Here is a 17252-nt window from a genome sequence, read left to right on the forward strand (position 1 = left end):
TTACTTACACATTTTCAGTACGTAAATTTTTTCTAATTTCAACTAAACGAATTAGCGCATGTAAATAAGTAACTAGATTTTCCTCCTCGATAACAGAAATGGTTTCTTTACTTTTATTGGTTAGTACGGTTGCTATCGCTTCCTCTAATTGCATCTTTATATCAGTATTTTTTACAGTGGGATCTTGATATAACTTAGCGACTGCTTGCTCAAGGTATACCAAATCTACGGTAAGTTTAGCTGCTGTTTGTTCAGCTTGATCTTGATTAATAGTATTTAAAATATTTTTTAAGGACATCTGCAATAATACTGCCGACTTAAAAGTGTCTATATAGTCTGCTAGTCTGGCCTTTTTATCGGCACGCAAGGTTTCATTAGATAAGGTATCTACTAGGCTCCGACATAACCAAAATAAGCTCGTTAAATCATATAAAATACCGTGAGTTCGTAAAGTTATAATAGTTACGCAATTATAAAATAAATGGTTTTTTAATTTCTTAAGTTGTCTTTGTAACATGGCTATTAAATCAGTACGCCAAATTAAATTTCCTACAATAAAACTTGCTATAATCCCCATGATAACACCTGCTAGACGTTCTAAAGGTGCTGCTACCTCAACAGGGGGGCCACCAGCTTGAGCTAACGTAATTAGCACAGCCACATTCGCTTGTAATCCTAAATACGAATACGCTGGAGATTTAAAATAAAGATAGCTAAATCCCCAGCCGGTAAGGAAAATAATCATGATGAGGAGATAAAAATTTAAAGGTAGCCAATACATAATTGAAATTGTAATACCACCACCAGTTAAAGCGCCTAAAAAGCGCAAGATACTGGTATTTTTCATTTCAAATAAATTCTTTTTCACTGAAATAACAATACTGCTAATAATACCTGCCAAACCACCTGGCCAATCACTTAACATCCATAAAGCTAATGCAACTAAAGCAGTTAAACCTACTTTTATACTATGCATTAATACATCAGGATCGTTACGTAATTGCTGCTCATTATTAATTAATTTATTTGATTGACCCTGGTTACTTATACCCGATAACGCTTTCTGTAAATCGAGGAGAGCTGTATTTATTTGTCGAAAAAAATGAGTAATCGCTAATTCTTCTTTAGTAGTTAATGTGCTTAAGTTTTCTAGGTTAGAGATCAAAGTAGGCAATTCTAAACGAACTTTTACATTTCTTTCTATAAATGCTTGATGTAAATGAGTAAGATCTCGCCTTGCTGTTGCAAATAAAACATCTGTCAAACTCATTAAATTTGCACTGATTATTTTTTCACTCCTTACACTTAAAGAATTAAAATAATCAATAGCTTGCCTTAAATCAGCAAGGGACGCTGTAAAAAAACGAAATTGATCAATTCTATTTTTATCATTATCAAATTCTCTGTGCATAAAACCAATTAATTCAGAGGTCTTACGAATCGTCTTTTTAACTTTTAAATTTTCTTGCCGAAATGCTAGCGAAAGTTGAGCATCCGACGCTTTATATAAACTACTAACTTTATTAAGTAAGGAATCCATGGCGGTAAAAAGAGCAGTTATTTCTTTAGAAACATCGTTGCTTAGGCTATTTGGGAAAATAAACAAAGCAACGATAGCTGAGACAATAACGCCTAATCCTATTTCAACTGGGCGCCAAATAGCAATCTCAAAGGTTGATTGTGGGTCCATAGCAAGCTGACCTACAACAAAGAAGGCACCAATACCACCTAATAAATAGGCATAAGCGTAACGACTGAAATTGTAATAATAAGTTGCAGCAGCAAGAATAAAGAAATTAATCACAAAATAGAGTAAGAAGCTATTAACAATGAAGTGAGCAAGATAAAATCCTGCCCAAACACCAATAAACGTCCCTAATAAACGCATTATTGATTTATCAATAATGTTACCTGTATATATATTAGCTACCATTGCCACTGTCATTCCAGCCCAATAAGGCTTTTCAAAATGTAGCGCATAAGAAATTACAACGGCTATTACAATACCAACTGCAGTACGTAAAGCAGCTCGATTTTCTAACGAATGTGGCCAAAATTGTTTAAAAAAATCGACCCTATTCATCGATAAGTCACCGTTGTTGCACTGGCGCCAATTCGCAGTGGATAATCAGGACTAACATCATCTATATAAATGCGCACTGGAAATCGTTGAGCGATACGAATCCAATCTTCAGTAGGCTCCATATAAACTAAAGAAGAAGGCGCAACACCCTGGGATTGCACACGATTAATACCCCAACCTATGCTATGAACATGCCCGTGAAAAGTTTTTCCAGGGTACATATCTAACCAAATTTTTACTTTATCACCGGGTCTGATTAACCGTATAGCAGTTTCACGATAACGGGTTTCAACCCACCATTGTTGTGTATCTATAAAAGCAAATAACCATTCTCCTGTTTTTATATACTGCCCTACACGAAGATTAAAATTGGTTATCAGTCCATCTGTGGGTGCAACAATCGTTGTATGTTGATATAAATAGAGAGCTCTGTCATAAATGGCTTGGGCTTCTTTAATTTCATTATTATCAAAATTTTGCCTAGCAATTCTAAGATTGTGGGCTGCAGCTAGCACCGTTGCTTCATGTTCTTTTATTTGCGCAATCACATTGACTAATTGAATTTCTGCTAAAGCGCCTTGTTTTGTTAATTTATTAAACCGTTTGAAATAATCTTGACTTAGACTTAAGAATGCTTGGCGCTGTTTTAATTTCTCTTCAGCGATTTTGATTGCTAACTTTTTATTCTCATAATGAATTTTTGCTAAATTGAGAGACGCTCTTGCCTTATTTAAGGCGTAAAGATAAGGCTTTGGATCAATTTCAATAAGTTTATCGCCTTTTTTTACTGATTGATTTTCTTGTACATATAAAGCACTGATAGGCCCTGACACTAAAGAGGCCATATTAATCACATTAGCTGATACGTAGGAATCATTTGAACGTGTATCGTAGTAGGCGAAATAACGATAGCCTAAAAAAGCTAACGCAATAATGATCAACGTGATCAAATGCGGCCAATATGGAAATTCAGCCAATTGTTCACGATTCATAAGTTAATCCCTACTTAAGTGAGCTTAACGTATTATGAGATTTACCCATGCTAAGCAAGCCTATTTTGCCTAGAGCTCGTATTCGAAATTATTTATCTCATTACATAGTGTTTTTGTAGCAATATTTGTACCATTTTAGTCTATTGAACAATAGCATGCAGGAATGTAAGTTTTCTGGAAAATAACTTCAAGATTTATTGAGAGGTTTAGTTTTAAATGATAAGTAAATATAACGAGTTATTTACTTATTTGCGATTTGAGTCTGCTAAAAGCAATTTATTTTGGTTTACTTATCAACAATGACCACCTGTTTTTTGATATATAATTATATATTATGTTTAGTTTAGGTGCAGTTATGAAATATGCGGCTTTTCAATCATGGTTAAATCAATTAAAAGATGCTAATTCTAAGAAGAAGAGCGTCATAACGCTTATTAGTGACTTAGAGCAACTGCTGGCTAAAGCATATAATTCCGATACAATAGCTCAAATCAGCGAAAAATTATCAGATTTAAATGACCTTAAACCTCTTTATGAGAATTATCAAGTCTCAATTAGTCAGATTCTTAACCTTTTCCAGGTGCAGGAGGAGAGAGATGAGTTTGTTACAACCTATCCTTCTTTTCCAGAAGCGATATCAGGAAAGATAAAGGAAAAATCACCCACGGAAACACAGACTTCTAAAAACAAACCTCAACAACAAGCCCTCTTAATAGCAGAGTTAAAGCAACGCCAAAAAAATACAAAAAAACCAACCCAAAACACAACTCGTTCATTAGAGGAACCCAGCATAGTTTCTAAAGCCAAATCTCCCGTAAGTCATCATAATAATCGTTTTATGGGAAAACCTGAGGTAACAACAAACGATAATAAGGATTCAAAGGAGAAAAATAAAGAAGAAGGAGCAAAGGATTATACTTTGCATGGTTGGATACGCAACTAAAAGATAGAATTAAAAGCTATTTTGATAATGCCAAACATACGTACGCTAATATTTGAAAGTTGCTATATCTAGTTATAAACAAATAATCTTCTAATAATGAATTTTACTTTACTTGAGCTACAGTTATTTAGATTGCAGCTCATTTAGCCAACGTAGGCCGGGCCCCTAGCCCGACTAACTTAAATATTGTCGCCTTTTTTTACAGAAGTCATTAGAGTTTTGAAATCAATTCTATTAAAATCTGTAGATAAATTAGGCATTTGATCAAGATAAGCTACTTGAAAATACGGTTTATCAGCTTGAGATATTAAATTTGGATCTTCTGGGTACGCCAAAAGTAGTGGGAATAAAACTGAGCCACCAATTACATCACGCTTATCTTTTAAGCGCGGTGTTAATCCCCATATATTTTGATAGGTCATTACCATAGACATAGATGGGTTATTAGGGTTAGGCAATGTTCCAATGTATAAAACCACATGACCACCAACATAGACAATTGTCATAAAGGGCTTACCTTGAGCTGCAAGAAAATCAAGTCTATCTTTTGCTGGTAAAGGACTTAAATCTACTTGTTTACCCATTTGAATTTGCTGGGAAGAATGGCGTGGTAACCAGATGCCAAATGGCGCAAATAGACTTTTTAATTCAGCTGAGCAATCATTATAAAAGTAAAGCCCGCCCCAGCCATAAGGCCTACCAATAAGGTTAGTCATTACTTTTGCAAAATTATGCGGGGTTGCGACAAGCGGCATCATGACTGCTTGTTTACTTGTAACTGTTGCTTTTTTAATTAATGCATGCTGCTTAGTATTAGCAACCGGTACTAGTAAGCGCAAAGCACCCTTATCTTGGGTGGCAGGAAAAACAGTACCAGGATAACTAGTTAACAAAAACTGTCCTTTTTCATTTAAAATCTGAGTGTCAGGCCGAATAATAGCAGCCATTTTATTTTGAGCTGCTGCTTGCCATTTATTCACAAAATCATTGCTTGTACGAGCAATCGCTTTACTGTTAACCCAAGCAATATACTCAGGGGTAAGGATTAATAACCAAGCGCCATCTTTACTCTGCGCTAAAATATAAACTGGCGTTCCTGCCCAAAGAGCCGATTGTTGTAAGTTATCGAAAGGGTATCCTTGACCTGGAATTTTATGATGATAAAAATAGACATCATTAGTTGGTAGAGAACGTGCATATGAATTATCAATAGCAATACCGCGATTATTACTGTGATAAGTTAAATTATCTAATTGATCTAAATCAATATTTTGCGCAATTTTAGTCATCCAATTGCTGCTATAGGGTCTAAAATTTTCGCCATAACCAATGTGATTACTCTCCTTACCCTCATTATTAAATTCATCCATTAAATTTTTAACATACCCCTTTACATTATAAGGCGCTGTTTGCTGTAATATTTGATTCACAAAAGTAGCGCTCCAAGGAGACATTTCTCCAAAAGTATGTTCGTAAAATTGCTTCATACGCTGCTTTTGGATACTTTGGCTTAATAAAGGTTTATCGTAATTAGGATCAGACGGTTTAATCCAAGCGGAAATATTTTGATCATAATGCTCGATAGGAAACAAGGATACAACATCTGCATCAGCATATACTTGTATGATTGGAAAAGAAATTATTGTAAAGTAAATTAAACACTTCTTTATTAATTTAATCATAAAAAGTTCAAATTAATCAAAAAAAAGACATTATACACTAATTAAGTTAGATTGCGCCAGCTTAAAATACCAGATTCAATAATTACAGGTTGCTTACATTTTTTAAGTTTTAAGGAATTTATATTAGCAAAACGCAATTGTAAAATTGAAGTTTGCGCTTCTTGTAAGGCAATAGTCAAACGCCATTGGTTAGTAGGATAGATACCACCATTATGGTCTTTAATCCTTATACAATTAAATAGCCCAAGGTCTTCAACTACATAATTATAAGTATAATTGTTGTCTGTTATAAAACAACCAACCTGCTGATTTTTGACTAAATTAATGACTTTATTTGGATCGATTTTATCAATTATACAAGGCAAGCTGCTAGCGTTATGATGATTGATTTTATCTATTAATTGAAAAGCGATATTTTCTAAATGTTGGAGGAGTTGAGTACGAATTATAAACTGGTTTTGTGCTTTTTGATGTAAATTAATTAGCTCTATTTGCGCTAATAACAGTAACATTACTAAACTTAGCACAAGCCCTGTTGTTAATAAAATTATTCCCTGTTGCCGCATGATGTTCGTACTCGCGTATGTAAATCGATAACCTTATCGCCTATGCCTAAAATAACATCAATAAATCGATATCCTTCTTTTTTTAACATTTTTACCGAAAAATGATTAACAAGAGATGTTAATTGTTCAGCGTGTTTTAATTTATAAAACAAATTCTCTACACCATACTTATCAGCTTTGGTAAAAAATTGTTCCTCTAACCAAGTACCTATATACATAGGCGTGATGTAATGAAAAGAAATTGGCTTTTTTAAACCAACTAATAAACCAGATGCTGTATACTCAACTGAGTTTATCTTATGAACCTCGCCATGCACACAATCGGCAATTAATACATCGTCACCTTTAGTTAATATTTTATTGTCAGTAATTAATAAGTGCTTTGAATCTAACTGGCGCTTGACTGTAAAAAAATCATCACTCATGTGCCTAATAGTTAAGTTATTACCTTTAATTTGAATAGATGACAGTTGTAAGTCGCTGCTGTTGCGCCTATCTTGCATTATTAAATAATCGCTATTTAGACATGGTGTAAATCCTGCACTTCTAATACTAGCTCTAATTAATTGACTTACTAATTGAATATCAAATGTATTATCTAGCTTTTGCTGAGCTATTAGATATTGGCGTTTACTATTTAGATACGATTGCGTGACAATTTCTAATAATAAACAAAACAAGAAGAGGCTTATCATTAGCTCAAGTAAGCTTATACCGCGTTGCTTTATCATTATTTCTATTCTGCAAATTATTATCTAATAGACTTTTATATTTTGCGGCGGTGGCTGTTCTATTAAATTTGTTGTATTAACAAATTTAGTCCACTGCCTCAAAATCTCATTGCTTAATAGGGAATGATGTAATTGTTGATTAATAAGTGAAAAAATAGTTGCGCTTATTATAAATAGAGAAACAAGCACTTCGATTAGTGAAAATCCACGTTGCATACCGTAATCCATTATTGAGGTTTGAAATTGCGCGCATAGAATAGCTTCTTTCTTAACTTTTAAGCAAGAAATATTTTGTTATGTCAAACACATTCCCTTTCTATTATTTCTTAAGTAAGATGAGCAACATTCCTTAAAGTATTAAGAAAAGGAGAATGTTTTGTCTTGTGATTATCAGCAACTGCCGCATGATGGTATAAGGAATTTAAAACCTTATGTACCTGGAAAATCTATTGAAGAGCTGGGACAAGAAAAAGGCTTAAGTGAAATTATTAAGCTCGCTAGTAATGAAAATCCGCTAGGTTGTAGTTTAAAAGTTAAAGAAGCTATTACTCAATTAGCAACAGCAAAAATGGCTACCTATCCAGCAGCTGCTAGCCATCCACTCAAAAAGAAATTAAGTGAAAAATTAGCTGTTGCTGAAAATCAATTAATCTTAAGTAATGGGTCTGATTTATTATTTTCCTTACTCCTTACGACTTTTGGATTACATAAAAATAAGCCTATGCTTACTCATGAGTATGCTTTTATTACCTATAGCATTCAATCTCAAACTTTAGGCGTGCCAGTAAAAATAAGTCCTTTACTACCCAGTTGGGAAGTTGATATTGAAGCTATGATAAAAATGGCTAATACAAACACTTCTATAATTTTTTTAGCAAATCCTAATAATCCCACTGGCCTACTTATTCCCTTAGAAAAAATTCATTATTTACTTAAGCATGTTCCTGATTCAACCATTGTAGTCATCGATGAAGCATATTACGAATATGCTTATGAGTCTAACCAGCAAGCTTCACTTAGCTTACTGTCTGAATTTCCTAATTTAGTGGTTACAAGAACATTTTCTAAAGCCTATGGGCTTGCTGGCTTAAGATTAGGTTATGCAGTAGCGCATCCTGATATAATTAATTTATTGTATCGAATCCAACTACCCTTTACTGTTAATCAAGTAGCGTTAGCCGGAGGTACTGCGGCCTTAGAAGATGAAAGCTTTCTTGCCGAAACAATTAATTTAAATGCGCAGGAGCTAAAGCAGATGCAACAAGAAATAACCAATCTTAATCTCCAGTTTCTTCCATCAGCAGGTAATTTTATTACTTTTGACTGTGGCCAAAATAGTTTACCTATTTATCAGCAATTACTTGCAGAAGGAATTATAGTTAGGCCACTGCATAATTATAATCTTCCTAATCATTTACGAGTAAGTGTAGGGTTACCTGAACAAAATACCCATTTCCTTAAAAATTTAGCAATTATTCTTAGAAAGTGAGGAAGGCTTTATGAACAGCGAATTAAAACAAAAACATTGTGAGTCATGTGAAGGCATCGGCGAGGCTTTAAATAGTCAACAAATAAGTAATTTAATGCCTCAATTGAATAGTAAATGGGAAGTTTCAACTGATCATAAAAAGATTACTCGTTCCCTTAAATTTCATAATTTTTATGAAACCATGGCGTTTGTTAATGCTTTAGCCTGGATAGCTAATACTGAAAACCATCATCCGGACTTAGAAATTGGATATAACTATTGTCATGTTAATTTTATGACTCATGCTTTAAAAGGTCTGACGCTGAATGATTTTATTTGTGCTGCTAAAGTTGATGCATTGTTAGCAGAATAACTATTAACAATGTATTACTCTCTTCCTAACTACATGCCCCTATTTGTTCGCAATATGTAGAGTCTAGCACTGCTTATGGATCCCGCGGACAGGCCGCGGGACATAGGTATAGAGATGGCTTACGTAGGTATAGAGATAGCCTACATAGACAGATAGATAGATAAATAGCTTATTTACTGGTTTTAAAGCCAATGTATCTATCTTTTCTAAACTCAGCCTACGTTCCGCGACTTGTTCGCGGAATCTAGGAGATTAAGTTTTATCAGTAACTGGCCTTACAATCAACACATCGCATTCAGCGCCATGTAAAATGGCATTGGCTGTTGAGCCTAATAGTAATGCAAGTCCATGTTTGCCATGGCTACCAGTTACAATAAGGTCAATATTTTTTTCTTTAGCCACCCGCAGAATTTCATTTTTGGTTGAGCCATATTCAATCATACAATGTGCTTCATCAACGCCTAGCATTTTAGCTAATGAAGCTAATTCTTTTTCAGCTTGCTCACGAATAGAAACCTCTACTTCTGCAAAGCCTGCAAAACCTGGATAAGCATAAGCTGGAATGGGCTCAACCACATGAACTAATAGCAGCTCAGCATTATTTTCATCAGCAATTTTCTTTGCTTTCCGAGCAGCCTTAATACCCACTTCGTCAAAGTCAGTGGCAAACATTACTCTTTTATACATCCTAATCTCCCTTAGATTCCTCTAATATAAGCCTAACAGAAATTAATGAAATTTTCATTTAACTATTTGCTTTCATTGCTTAATTTTTGTTACATTTCTGCCTAAGGGGTGCCTAGTAGTGTATCTATCTAGTTTTAGGTATTTTATTTATAGGCTGAGATTACACCCATTGAACCTGTTCGGGTCATGCCGTCGTAGGGATTTAACTATGTTTTTAGATATTTTTGGGGCACTCACTTCTTTTTTAGCGACGTTCTATTTTATTCGCTTAAATAGTTCTGCGTGGTTAATCAGCCTAGTAGCTATAAGCTTAAACAGTTGGCTTTATTGGCAAAAAGGAATTTATGCTGATATGGTTTTGGAATTGTTCTATTTTATTACAACTTGTTATGGCTGGTTTAACTGGCGTCGTACTCAAAAGAATATTTCACAGTCTATTCTTAGCTTAAACTTAAAACAGTGGCTCTTACTTTTAATAGCTATTAATGGGCTCTTTTTAACTATTAATTTTGCCCTAATTTACTTTACAAACTCCGATGTAGCAACACTCGATGCTCTTACAACTTCATTAAGTTTAGTAGGTCAGTGGCTGATGTGTCATAAATTTATAGCGACCTGGCTAATTTGGTTTATTACTGATGCAATTTATGCTTATTTATATTGGCAAAAGCAAATTCCTTTTCATGCTTTATTAATGACTGTCTATACCATCATGGCACTTTATGGTTATTACAGTTGGCTTAAGATATTATACAGTAGGAATAACTCTTTAGAACTTATTGAACAGGTAAAAACTGTTACATAAACAATGTCATAGATAGAAGTCAGAGGTTATTTTCTTTTTAAACAAGGAATTATAAAACTGCCATTTTACTATGCGATAATATCATCTCTAACTTTATTTTCCCCTTATTTATAAAAGACTTTTTTCTCCCATAGACGTTTATATAACCAAGCTTAAAAATAACTTAAACTTAACTATTTGTATAAAAATTATACAATTATTTAAATATGAATTATACTAATAGATTATGATAAGACGTTTTATTCAAGCAATAATAGTTATTTTTTTTTCTGAAGTAACAGCCACTACCATTCCAGAATTTGAAGAACATGCTCCGGCTTCGCTAGCAGATCATCTACACTTGTCTTCCTCAAATGATCCGGTGGACGGTGGCTGGCTTCCTAATCTTACTGGCTTGCCAGTTAACGAACAAGTTAGTCTATTGAATGAACGCGTGGTTGACCTTGTACAGAATGAAAAAGATAAACAATGTGCCTCAATAAATTCGAATCTTAGGTTGCTGATTTTTCAACATTTTCTTATTTATCAATATATGGCCAATGCCCAAAATACTTATTTTGATGAACAGACCGCGTATCAATGGGCCCATATTCTAGCGATGATTCTTAAAGAGAGTAGCGGTGATTCGGCAGGCATCACAGATATGAATGGTCATTCGATTTCCACTTATAAAGCCCAAACCAATTTAGACCAATGGAGACTAATATTAACCCTCGCCAAACAAAGACATATTCGTTTTAATTATCAAACCAATTTTGGTTTGACACAAACGTCAGCCGATAGATTATTTAATGCGTTTCAATTAGGGAAGAATAAGTCTTATGATACTGCTTTTTTAGAAGGTAAAGAAGGTGCTTCAACTCCCAGGAAGATAGATTTAAATACCGCAATTGCTATTCGCAGGTTAATTTGGTTTTACCAAGATTTTGCTCAAGGTAGAATATCACAAGCAAATAGTCGTCTTCATCAAATGAATATTAGTGATCCCCATTTTATGGACCAATATCAAGCAGGTTTAGAGATGGCAGTTGTATATTGTGGCACACGCTTTATGTTTCGAGAAAGTCAATTAAAAAAAGGCTTATTGAAAAAAGCCGTTGCCTCTATTGCTTATTGCAAACTTGGCAATCCAAAGAGTGGATATGGCTTTCATGAAATAGATCAAGAATGCTTCGCCCAATGGGTTACTTTATGTCCTGCCTTAAACATCGATATTGCTCTTCTTACCCCTCTTAGCTATTTCGCTACTCGAGGAGAAAAGCCTGTTTGTGAAGAGACATTTAAACAGTTGATTAATAAAAATCCCGTCGCTAAATGATAATTGTAATAAAGAAGTCTAATGTTTAGTATTACTTCTTGTTGACTATGAGTAGCAATATTTATATAACAGTCAAAAAATTAATCATTAATTTATCTATTATATGTCCTATTAATCTAGACAATTTTTACATCTAAAGTCTTTACGTAAGTTGGTAGAGTAGAAAGGAAATACTAAAACCTTGGTGAACAGCCAGACTGGAGTACTAATTACTTTAAATACGACTGTTCAGCGAATAGTGCTACATGGTTATGATATAGAAGTCGAAGGTAATTTTCTTACCCAAGGTTTAAGTTTTAAGAGCTTAGGATTTAAATGATTTAATGCCATTTTTGCTTGTTTAGCTTGACTGTATTGACCTAAAGTGACAATAAACCAGTCTTTTCCATTTAGCTTAATATGGCTAATTTGAGCATTCGAAATCATATTCTTCGTTAGAAAATGCTGCAATTTTTCTTTATTAGGTCCGGCACCTAATTGAATCGTAAAATATGGATTTTCAGCCACTGCGTTAGAAACTAAGTGTGTTTCAAAAAAATTATTTATTGGCTGTAAGTTAGATTTCAGTAGGGATAATTCAACTTCTTCTATAAGAGCAGCTTGTGCTACTTTACTTACCTCTTCATTAATAACATGCATATGACTTACGTAATTTGATGAAACTTCTTTATTTAAAAACACTTGTTCTAAAGCACGGTCTATTGATTTTTTAACTAATGTAGTAACTTGATTACTTTCAACTAATGGCACTTGTATAATATTTTGATGCTCGGCAACTAAAGTAGTAGGTGTAAAAGAATTAGAAAATTCTGATACTGAATTTTCAGAGGCTTTAAATTTAATCTTTCCTACATAGGCAATAAGCAATACCAATAAAAATAAACCACCCATTAAATTAATAGACTTAAATAAAGGTAATTGATTTGTTTTATTTGATTTAAAAAAAGCGTCTAAATGCGTATTTATCTGGGCAATATGGCCACTGGTTAGATTATAAAACTCATTTACACACTTATCAGTTAAATTTTTATTTATTCCTTTCGATATAGGCAGTTTTTTTAATAGGTACTTTCTTGTTTCTCTTTTACTTAAAGGCCCTAGTTCGATTGTGTGGATTAAATCTTTATAAGTATCACCATGTAATGAATTAAGCAGTGGATTTAATGAAAAATCCGTTGCTAAACAAATATGAAAAAAACTATGTTGATACTTCCTCACCTCTTCTAACAAACTTTTTAGAAAACCTTCCTTTAGGCAGTGAGCATTATCAATAATAATTAGTATATGCTTTTTAAGGATATTAACTTCTTTGACTAATTCACTTAATTGAGGCTTTATACTTGACGGTCGCTGACAAAATTTTTCTAACGCAGTTAAAACTTGTGCTTCAGCTAAAGGTGTTTTTGCATCAATAAGATTTACATTTATATCTAAATCTAAATTTTCTCGTAATAAATGAATAAATGATGTTTTACCACCACCTTGTTCAGCCATAATCACAATCATTAAATCATTAAACAAGACAAGGTGATTAATAAAATTAATTTTAGCTAACCAATTATGAGGTTTATATAAAAAAGTTGTCGTAGCTTGCAAAGGTATTAGGGATTTACGAGAATTAGATAACATCGTGCTAATCTCCTACTACGCTTGCCATAACTTCTTGAATTGTTAGTCCATTAATATCACTTACAAGAGAGCAATTTCCAATTTCTTTAATTACAATAAAGCGCAACTTATTATTTTTAATTTTTTTGTCTGTTGCTAATAGCATGTATAAATGCTCCAGATTAATATCTTTTGGTATTCGCCTAGGTAAGTTTGCTAAATATAATAAATTATCTATCTGTTTAACAGTCTCCCAACTTATTTCCCCAAGTCGATGAGATAACAAGGCAGCACAGTATAAGCCAATTGCTACTGCTTCGCCATGTAACCAGCGTTGATAATGGGTATAGGCTTCAAGAGCATGCCCTATAGTGTGTCCTAAATTTAATAAAGCTCTAACCCCTGCTTCTCGTTCATCTTGCTGCACATAGCCTACTTTTATTTGACAGCAGCGATAAATAATTTCTGCAAGTTCAGATGAATGATGGCTTAACCCTTTTTGTAAGGCTCTTTGAACGTCAGTAAAAAAGCAGCCGCCTTCTAAGATGGCATATTTAATTACTTCAGCAAGTCCTGCACGAAACTCTCTTAAAGAGAGTGTATTTAAAACAGCCAGATCGATAATGACAGCTTGCGGCTGGTAAAAACTACCGATCATATTTTTACCTAATGGATGATTAATTCCTGTTTTCCCACCCACTGATGCATCCACTTGAGCCAATAAAGTTGTAGGAATTTGAACAAAATTGACACCTCTTTGGTAAGACGATGCTGCAAATCCCGCAATATCTCCAACAACACCACCGCCTAAAGCAACAATAGTTGTATCTCTATGGTGCTTTTTTTCCATTAAGGCATCAAATATTTGGAAAAGACTTTGCTGATTTTTGTATTCTTCACCATCGGCAAGTATGACGCTATCAATCTGCCGCTTACCAAATGAACGTTGTATACGCTCTAGATATAAAGGGGCTACTGTTTCATTCGTAACAACCATAATCTGCCTTGATTTTACACTATCTGACAGCAGGTTGCACTCAACTGATAAAAGGTGATTGCCTATAAAAATAGAATAATCATGCCCTGGTAAATTGACTTCTAATGTATAAAGCAAATCAAAGTTCACCATAAATATATTTTATAATATTGTTGGCAACAGCTTTAACAGTTAGTTTGTCTGTTTCAAAACTAATATCTGCCAACTCTTCATAAAAAGGCTCACGCTCATCTCGTAACATCTCTAAGCGACTTTCTAAATCGTCTGTTTGTAAGAGCGGCCTTTTTGTATCACGCTTAGTACGTTCAAACTGCTGTTGAAGAGAAGTTTTTAGGTAAATAACCGTGCCCCGACCAGCAAGCGCATTACGATTCTCTGGAGTCATAACAACTCCACCGCCGGTAGCTAATACAATATTTGTTTTTTGCGTTAATTCATCAATGACCTTCTGTTCACGCTTACGAAAACCCTCCTCACCTTCAATATCAAATATCCAGGAGATATCAGCCCCCGCACGTTCTTCAATTACTTCGTCAGAATCAAAGAACTCTAATTTGAGCTCTTTTGCCAAAGTACGGCCAATAGTGCTTTTTCCCGCTCCCATAGGCCCAATTAAAAAAATATTACGTACTTTAACTATGCTCATTTTTAATCACATACCTCTTTGCTAATAGAGAATTGTACATTAACAATTCTGTTTGATTAACATAATACCTAAAGCCGATATTAAATCACCTTAATTTTGCTCACGTCCAAAACTTTAGGCTCATTTTTTATTATAAATTATGATTTGTAAATTACTAAATATAAAAAAATAGTGGCGCTATGTTGCGACTAAGGTGCAAATTATTAACTCTCTTATTATTTATTCAAGAGATTTATTTATAAACATTAATTGGCTTTCCGAACTTATCTAACCCTATACCCTGACCTTTTACGGCCAAAATAGCCAAATTATCCGTTATTATCCTTGGAGTAATGAAAATGAGCAACTCTTCATTTCTAATTCTAGAATGTTTGTTGCGAAATAAAGCACCAAGCCCCGGTAATTCGCCTAAAAAAGGTACACGATTTATTGTATTATTTTTATCTTGGCGATAAATCCCTCCTAAAACCACTGTCTGACCATTGTTTACCAAAACGCTAGTTTGAATTTGCTTGGTTAAAATAGCCGGTACGCCATTAACTAAACGGCCCGAAGGTGAATCTTGGTTAATTTGCAAATCCATAAGGATTTTATTATCAGGTGTAATTTGAGGTGTTACTTTTAAACTTAAGACTGCTTTTTTAAAAGCGACAGCGGTAGCTCCACTGGATGTCGCTTCCTGATAGGGAATTTCCTCACCCGACTCAATCATTGCTGCTTGCTGATTAGTCGTCATTAGACGTGGGCTTGCAATAATATCTGCTTTATCTTCACTTTCTAATGCAGAAAGTTCTAAATCTAATAAGATATCATCGCCTAACTTAGCTAACGCAATACCAATTGAGGCAGGATTAGCAACAGGTGCTGCTAAATCAACATTTAACCGATCAGCTAATGGAATGACTTCAGCCGGCGGAACGCCTGCAGCAAGCTGATTAGCCCCTTCTAATGTTCCGCTTAAATGTGGAGGCCGAGAAATGCCAAATCGCACGCCTAAATCTCTAATTGCTTCACGCGTCACATTAACAATACGTGCTTCAATTTGAACTTGCTTAATAGGAATATCGAGCTGTTTCACAAGTTCACGAATCCGCTCAATCTGTTCACCTGTATCCTGAATCCAGATAGTATTGGTACGCGCATCAACACTCACTGATCCTCGCTTCGATAAGAGAGAGGTATTTTTATCTTTTAAAAGAGTAGCAATATCCGCTGCTTTGGCGAAATTTAAAGGTAATAACTCCGAACGCAATGGTGCTAAGCTAATAACCGCTTGTTGCGTTTTAAGCTCTGCCTGTTCCCTTTTTAATAAATCCTCTGCTTTTTCAACAAAAATAACATTACCTGACTGCCGCTTATCTAGATTATTGGTTTTAAGAATAATATCTAACGCTTGATCCCAAGGAACATCATGTAAACGCAGCGTAATTTTACCATCCACATTATTGCTTACGATAATATTAAAGCCACTAAATTCTGCAAGTAACTGCAACACCGCACGAATAGAAATATCTTGAAAGTTTAAAGAAATAGATTTGCCGGTATAGACTTGTTTTCTTAATTTGGCTTGTTTTATTTCTTCTGCGGTTAATGGAAAAATATCTACAAAAAATTGCTTATTTACCTGATAAGCGAAATGACCATAATCCCCTTTATTTCTAATAACTAAGCGAGTTTTTTTGCCTATTTGTCGGAATGTCATGGTTTTAGCAGGACTTTGAAAATCAGCTACATCATAACGTTTCATTAACCGCTCAGGAATCCGTGTACTTATAAAATCTACCACAACATCTCTACCCCTTTGCGTGACTTCAACAGGCACACTACTACTAGACACATCAATAATAGCGCGGCCCGTTTGTTTTCCTATACCGCGAAAATCAACGTTATTTATAATAAAATGGGCCTTAACTGGTCTGTGAGTAACAAAAATTTCTTTCCTTTGCTCAAAACCGGTCGTCGTTTTACCACTTAATGTTAATGTGTATACCTTGCCAGAAATATAACCAGAATAAATAGCTACAGTTGATAAGTTAAAAATAGCACGTACTCGATTATCAACCGCAACAATAACGTAATCACTTAAGGCACCAAGATTAATTTTTTTAGTAACTAATGTTTGATCAAGCAGGCTTTTAGTATTAGCAAAATCAAGCACTAATCGGGCTGGCTTTTTGGTAATAAAATTTGTTGGTAAGGTAGTTAATGCCTCATTAAATACAAAATCTATTCTTACCCTTTCACTTGGTAATGGGGTGACCTTTAAACCCACTAACGTGTTTTCCTTAGCAAATGAAATGCTACAAAAACACATAAACAATGCAACTGCCCAAATAAACTTACGCAAAATGCA

16 protein-coding genes are annotated in these 17252 nt (G+C 34.3%); 5 read left to right on the plus strand and 11 right to left on the minus strand.

Annotated elements, in window-relative coordinates; all coding sequences use genetic code 11:
• Positions 1–4: 4 nt before the first annotated feature.
• On the minus strand, positions 5–2083 hold the full coding sequence (locus E1P04_RS00230; RefSeq protein WP_131780931.1) for an FUSC family protein: 2079 nt from the start codon (positions 2081–2083) through the stop codon (positions 5–7).
• The gene (locus E1P04_RS00235; protein ID WP_131780932.1) at positions 2080–3075 is read right to left on the minus strand and encodes an HlyD family secretion protein; all 996 of its coding nucleotides are present in this window, start codon (positions 3073–3075) and stop codon (positions 2080–2082) included. Before E1P04_RS00235 ends, E1P04_RS00230 begins: the two co-directional genes overlap by 4 nt.
• A 355-nt stretch (positions 3076–3430) precedes the next feature.
• Here E1P04_RS00235 and E1P04_RS00240 point away from each other — a divergent pair, with 355 nt between their 5' ends.
• A complete protein-coding gene (locus E1P04_RS00240) occupies positions 3431–4018 on the plus strand; it encodes a hypothetical protein (RefSeq protein ID WP_131780933.1) in 588 nt (195 codons plus the stop codon).
• Positions 4019–4197: 179 nt separating this feature from the next.
• On the opposite strand, the gene E1P04_RS00245 is transcribed toward E1P04_RS00240, so the two are convergent.
• From E1P04_RS00245 to E1P04_RS00260, 4 genes are read right to left on the minus strand one after another with little or no spacing between them, the layout of a single operon-like run.
• Positions 4198–5700, minus strand: a complete 1503-nt coding sequence (locus E1P04_RS00245) for an SH3 domain-containing C40 family peptidase (RefSeq protein WP_131780934.1) — start codon at positions 5698–5700, stop codon at positions 4198–4200.
• Between the two features lie 41 nt (positions 5701–5741).
• Positions 5742–6266 carry a hypothetical protein gene (locus E1P04_RS00250; RefSeq protein WP_165482638.1) on the minus strand — a complete coding sequence of 175 codons (525 nt, stop codon included), beginning with the start codon at positions 6264–6266 and terminating at the stop codon, positions 5742–5744.
• Entirely contained in the window at positions 6248–6997 is a 750-nt protein-coding gene (locus tag E1P04_RS00255; protein WP_131780936.1) for a PilW family protein, read from the minus strand. The genes E1P04_RS00250 and E1P04_RS00255 overlap by 19 nt, the downstream gene beginning before the upstream one ends.
• A gap of 24 nt (positions 6998–7021) precedes the next feature.
• The gene (locus E1P04_RS00260; RefSeq protein WP_165482639.1) at positions 7022–7213 is read right to left on the minus strand and encodes a prepilin-type N-terminal cleavage/methylation domain-containing protein; all 192 of its coding nucleotides are present in this window, start codon (positions 7211–7213) and stop codon (positions 7022–7024) included.
• A 160-nt stretch (positions 7214–7373) separates the two neighbouring features.
• Here E1P04_RS00260 and hisC point away from each other — a divergent pair, with 160 nt between their 5' ends.
• Together hisC and E1P04_RS00270 are read left to right on the plus strand one after the other, a co-directional pair.
• On the plus strand, positions 7374–8486 hold the full coding sequence (gene hisC, locus E1P04_RS00265) for a histidinol-phosphate transaminase (protein ID WP_131780938.1): 1113 nt from the start codon (positions 7374–7376) through the stop codon (positions 8484–8486).
• A 10-nt stretch (positions 8487–8496) separates the two neighbouring features.
• A complete protein-coding gene (locus E1P04_RS00270) occupies positions 8497–8838 on the plus strand; it encodes a 4a-hydroxytetrahydrobiopterin dehydratase (protein WP_131780939.1) in 342 nt (113 codons plus the stop codon).
• A 252-nt stretch (positions 8839–9090) separates the two neighbouring features.
• Here E1P04_RS00270 and E1P04_RS00275 read toward each other — a convergent pair whose 3' ends face one another.
• The gene (locus E1P04_RS00275) at positions 9091–9525 is read right to left on the minus strand and encodes a universal stress protein (protein WP_131780940.1); all 435 of its coding nucleotides are present in this window, start codon (positions 9523–9525) and stop codon (positions 9091–9093) included.
• A 208-nt stretch (positions 9526–9733) separates the two neighbouring features.
• Here E1P04_RS00275 and pnuC point away from each other — a divergent pair, with 208 nt between their 5' ends.
• Both pnuC and E1P04_RS00285 read left to right on the plus strand, forming a co-directional pair.
• Entirely contained in the window at positions 9734–10330 is a 597-nt protein-coding gene (gene pnuC / locus E1P04_RS00280; protein ID WP_131780941.1) for a nicotinamide riboside transporter PnuC, read from the plus strand.
• Between the two features lie 226 nt (positions 10331–10556).
• On the plus strand, positions 10557–11648 hold the full coding sequence (locus E1P04_RS00285; protein WP_131780942.1) for a hypothetical protein: 1092 nt from the start codon (positions 10557–10559) through the stop codon (positions 11646–11648).
• A 249-nt stretch (positions 11649–11897) separates the two neighbouring features.
• Here the strand turns inward: E1P04_RS00285 and E1P04_RS00290 are convergent, their stop codons facing one another.
• The 4 genes from E1P04_RS00290 to E1P04_RS00305 all read right to left on the minus strand — a co-directional run bounded on the left by E1P04_RS00290 (position 11898) and on the right by E1P04_RS00305 (position 17246).
• Positions 11898–13277 (minus strand): SPOR domain-containing protein, encoded by a 1380-nt coding sequence (locus tag E1P04_RS00290; RefSeq protein ID WP_131780943.1) that lies wholly within the window; start codon positions 13275–13277, stop codon positions 11898–11900.
• A 4-nt stretch (positions 13278–13281) separates the two neighbouring features.
• The gene (gene aroB / locus E1P04_RS00295) at positions 13282–14385 is read right to left on the minus strand and encodes a 3-dehydroquinate synthase (protein ID WP_131780944.1); all 1104 of its coding nucleotides are present in this window, start codon (positions 14383–14385) and stop codon (positions 13282–13284) included.
• On the minus strand, positions 14372–14899 hold the full coding sequence (gene aroK / locus E1P04_RS00300; RefSeq protein WP_115330418.1) for a shikimate kinase AroK: 528 nt from the start codon (positions 14897–14899) through the stop codon (positions 14372–14374). The genes aroB and aroK overlap by 14 nt, the downstream gene beginning before the upstream one ends.
• Positions 14900–15131: 232 nt before the next feature.
• Positions 15132–17246, minus strand: a complete 2115-nt coding sequence (locus E1P04_RS00305) for a type IV pilus secretin PilQ (RefSeq protein WP_242604354.1) — start codon at positions 17244–17246, stop codon at positions 15132–15134.
• Positions 17247–17252: the final 6 nt, after the last annotated feature.

The organism is Legionella gresilensis, assembly GCF_900639865.1.
GTDB lineage: Bacteria > Pseudomonadota > Gammaproteobacteria > Legionellales > Legionellaceae > Legionella_C > Legionella_C gresilensis.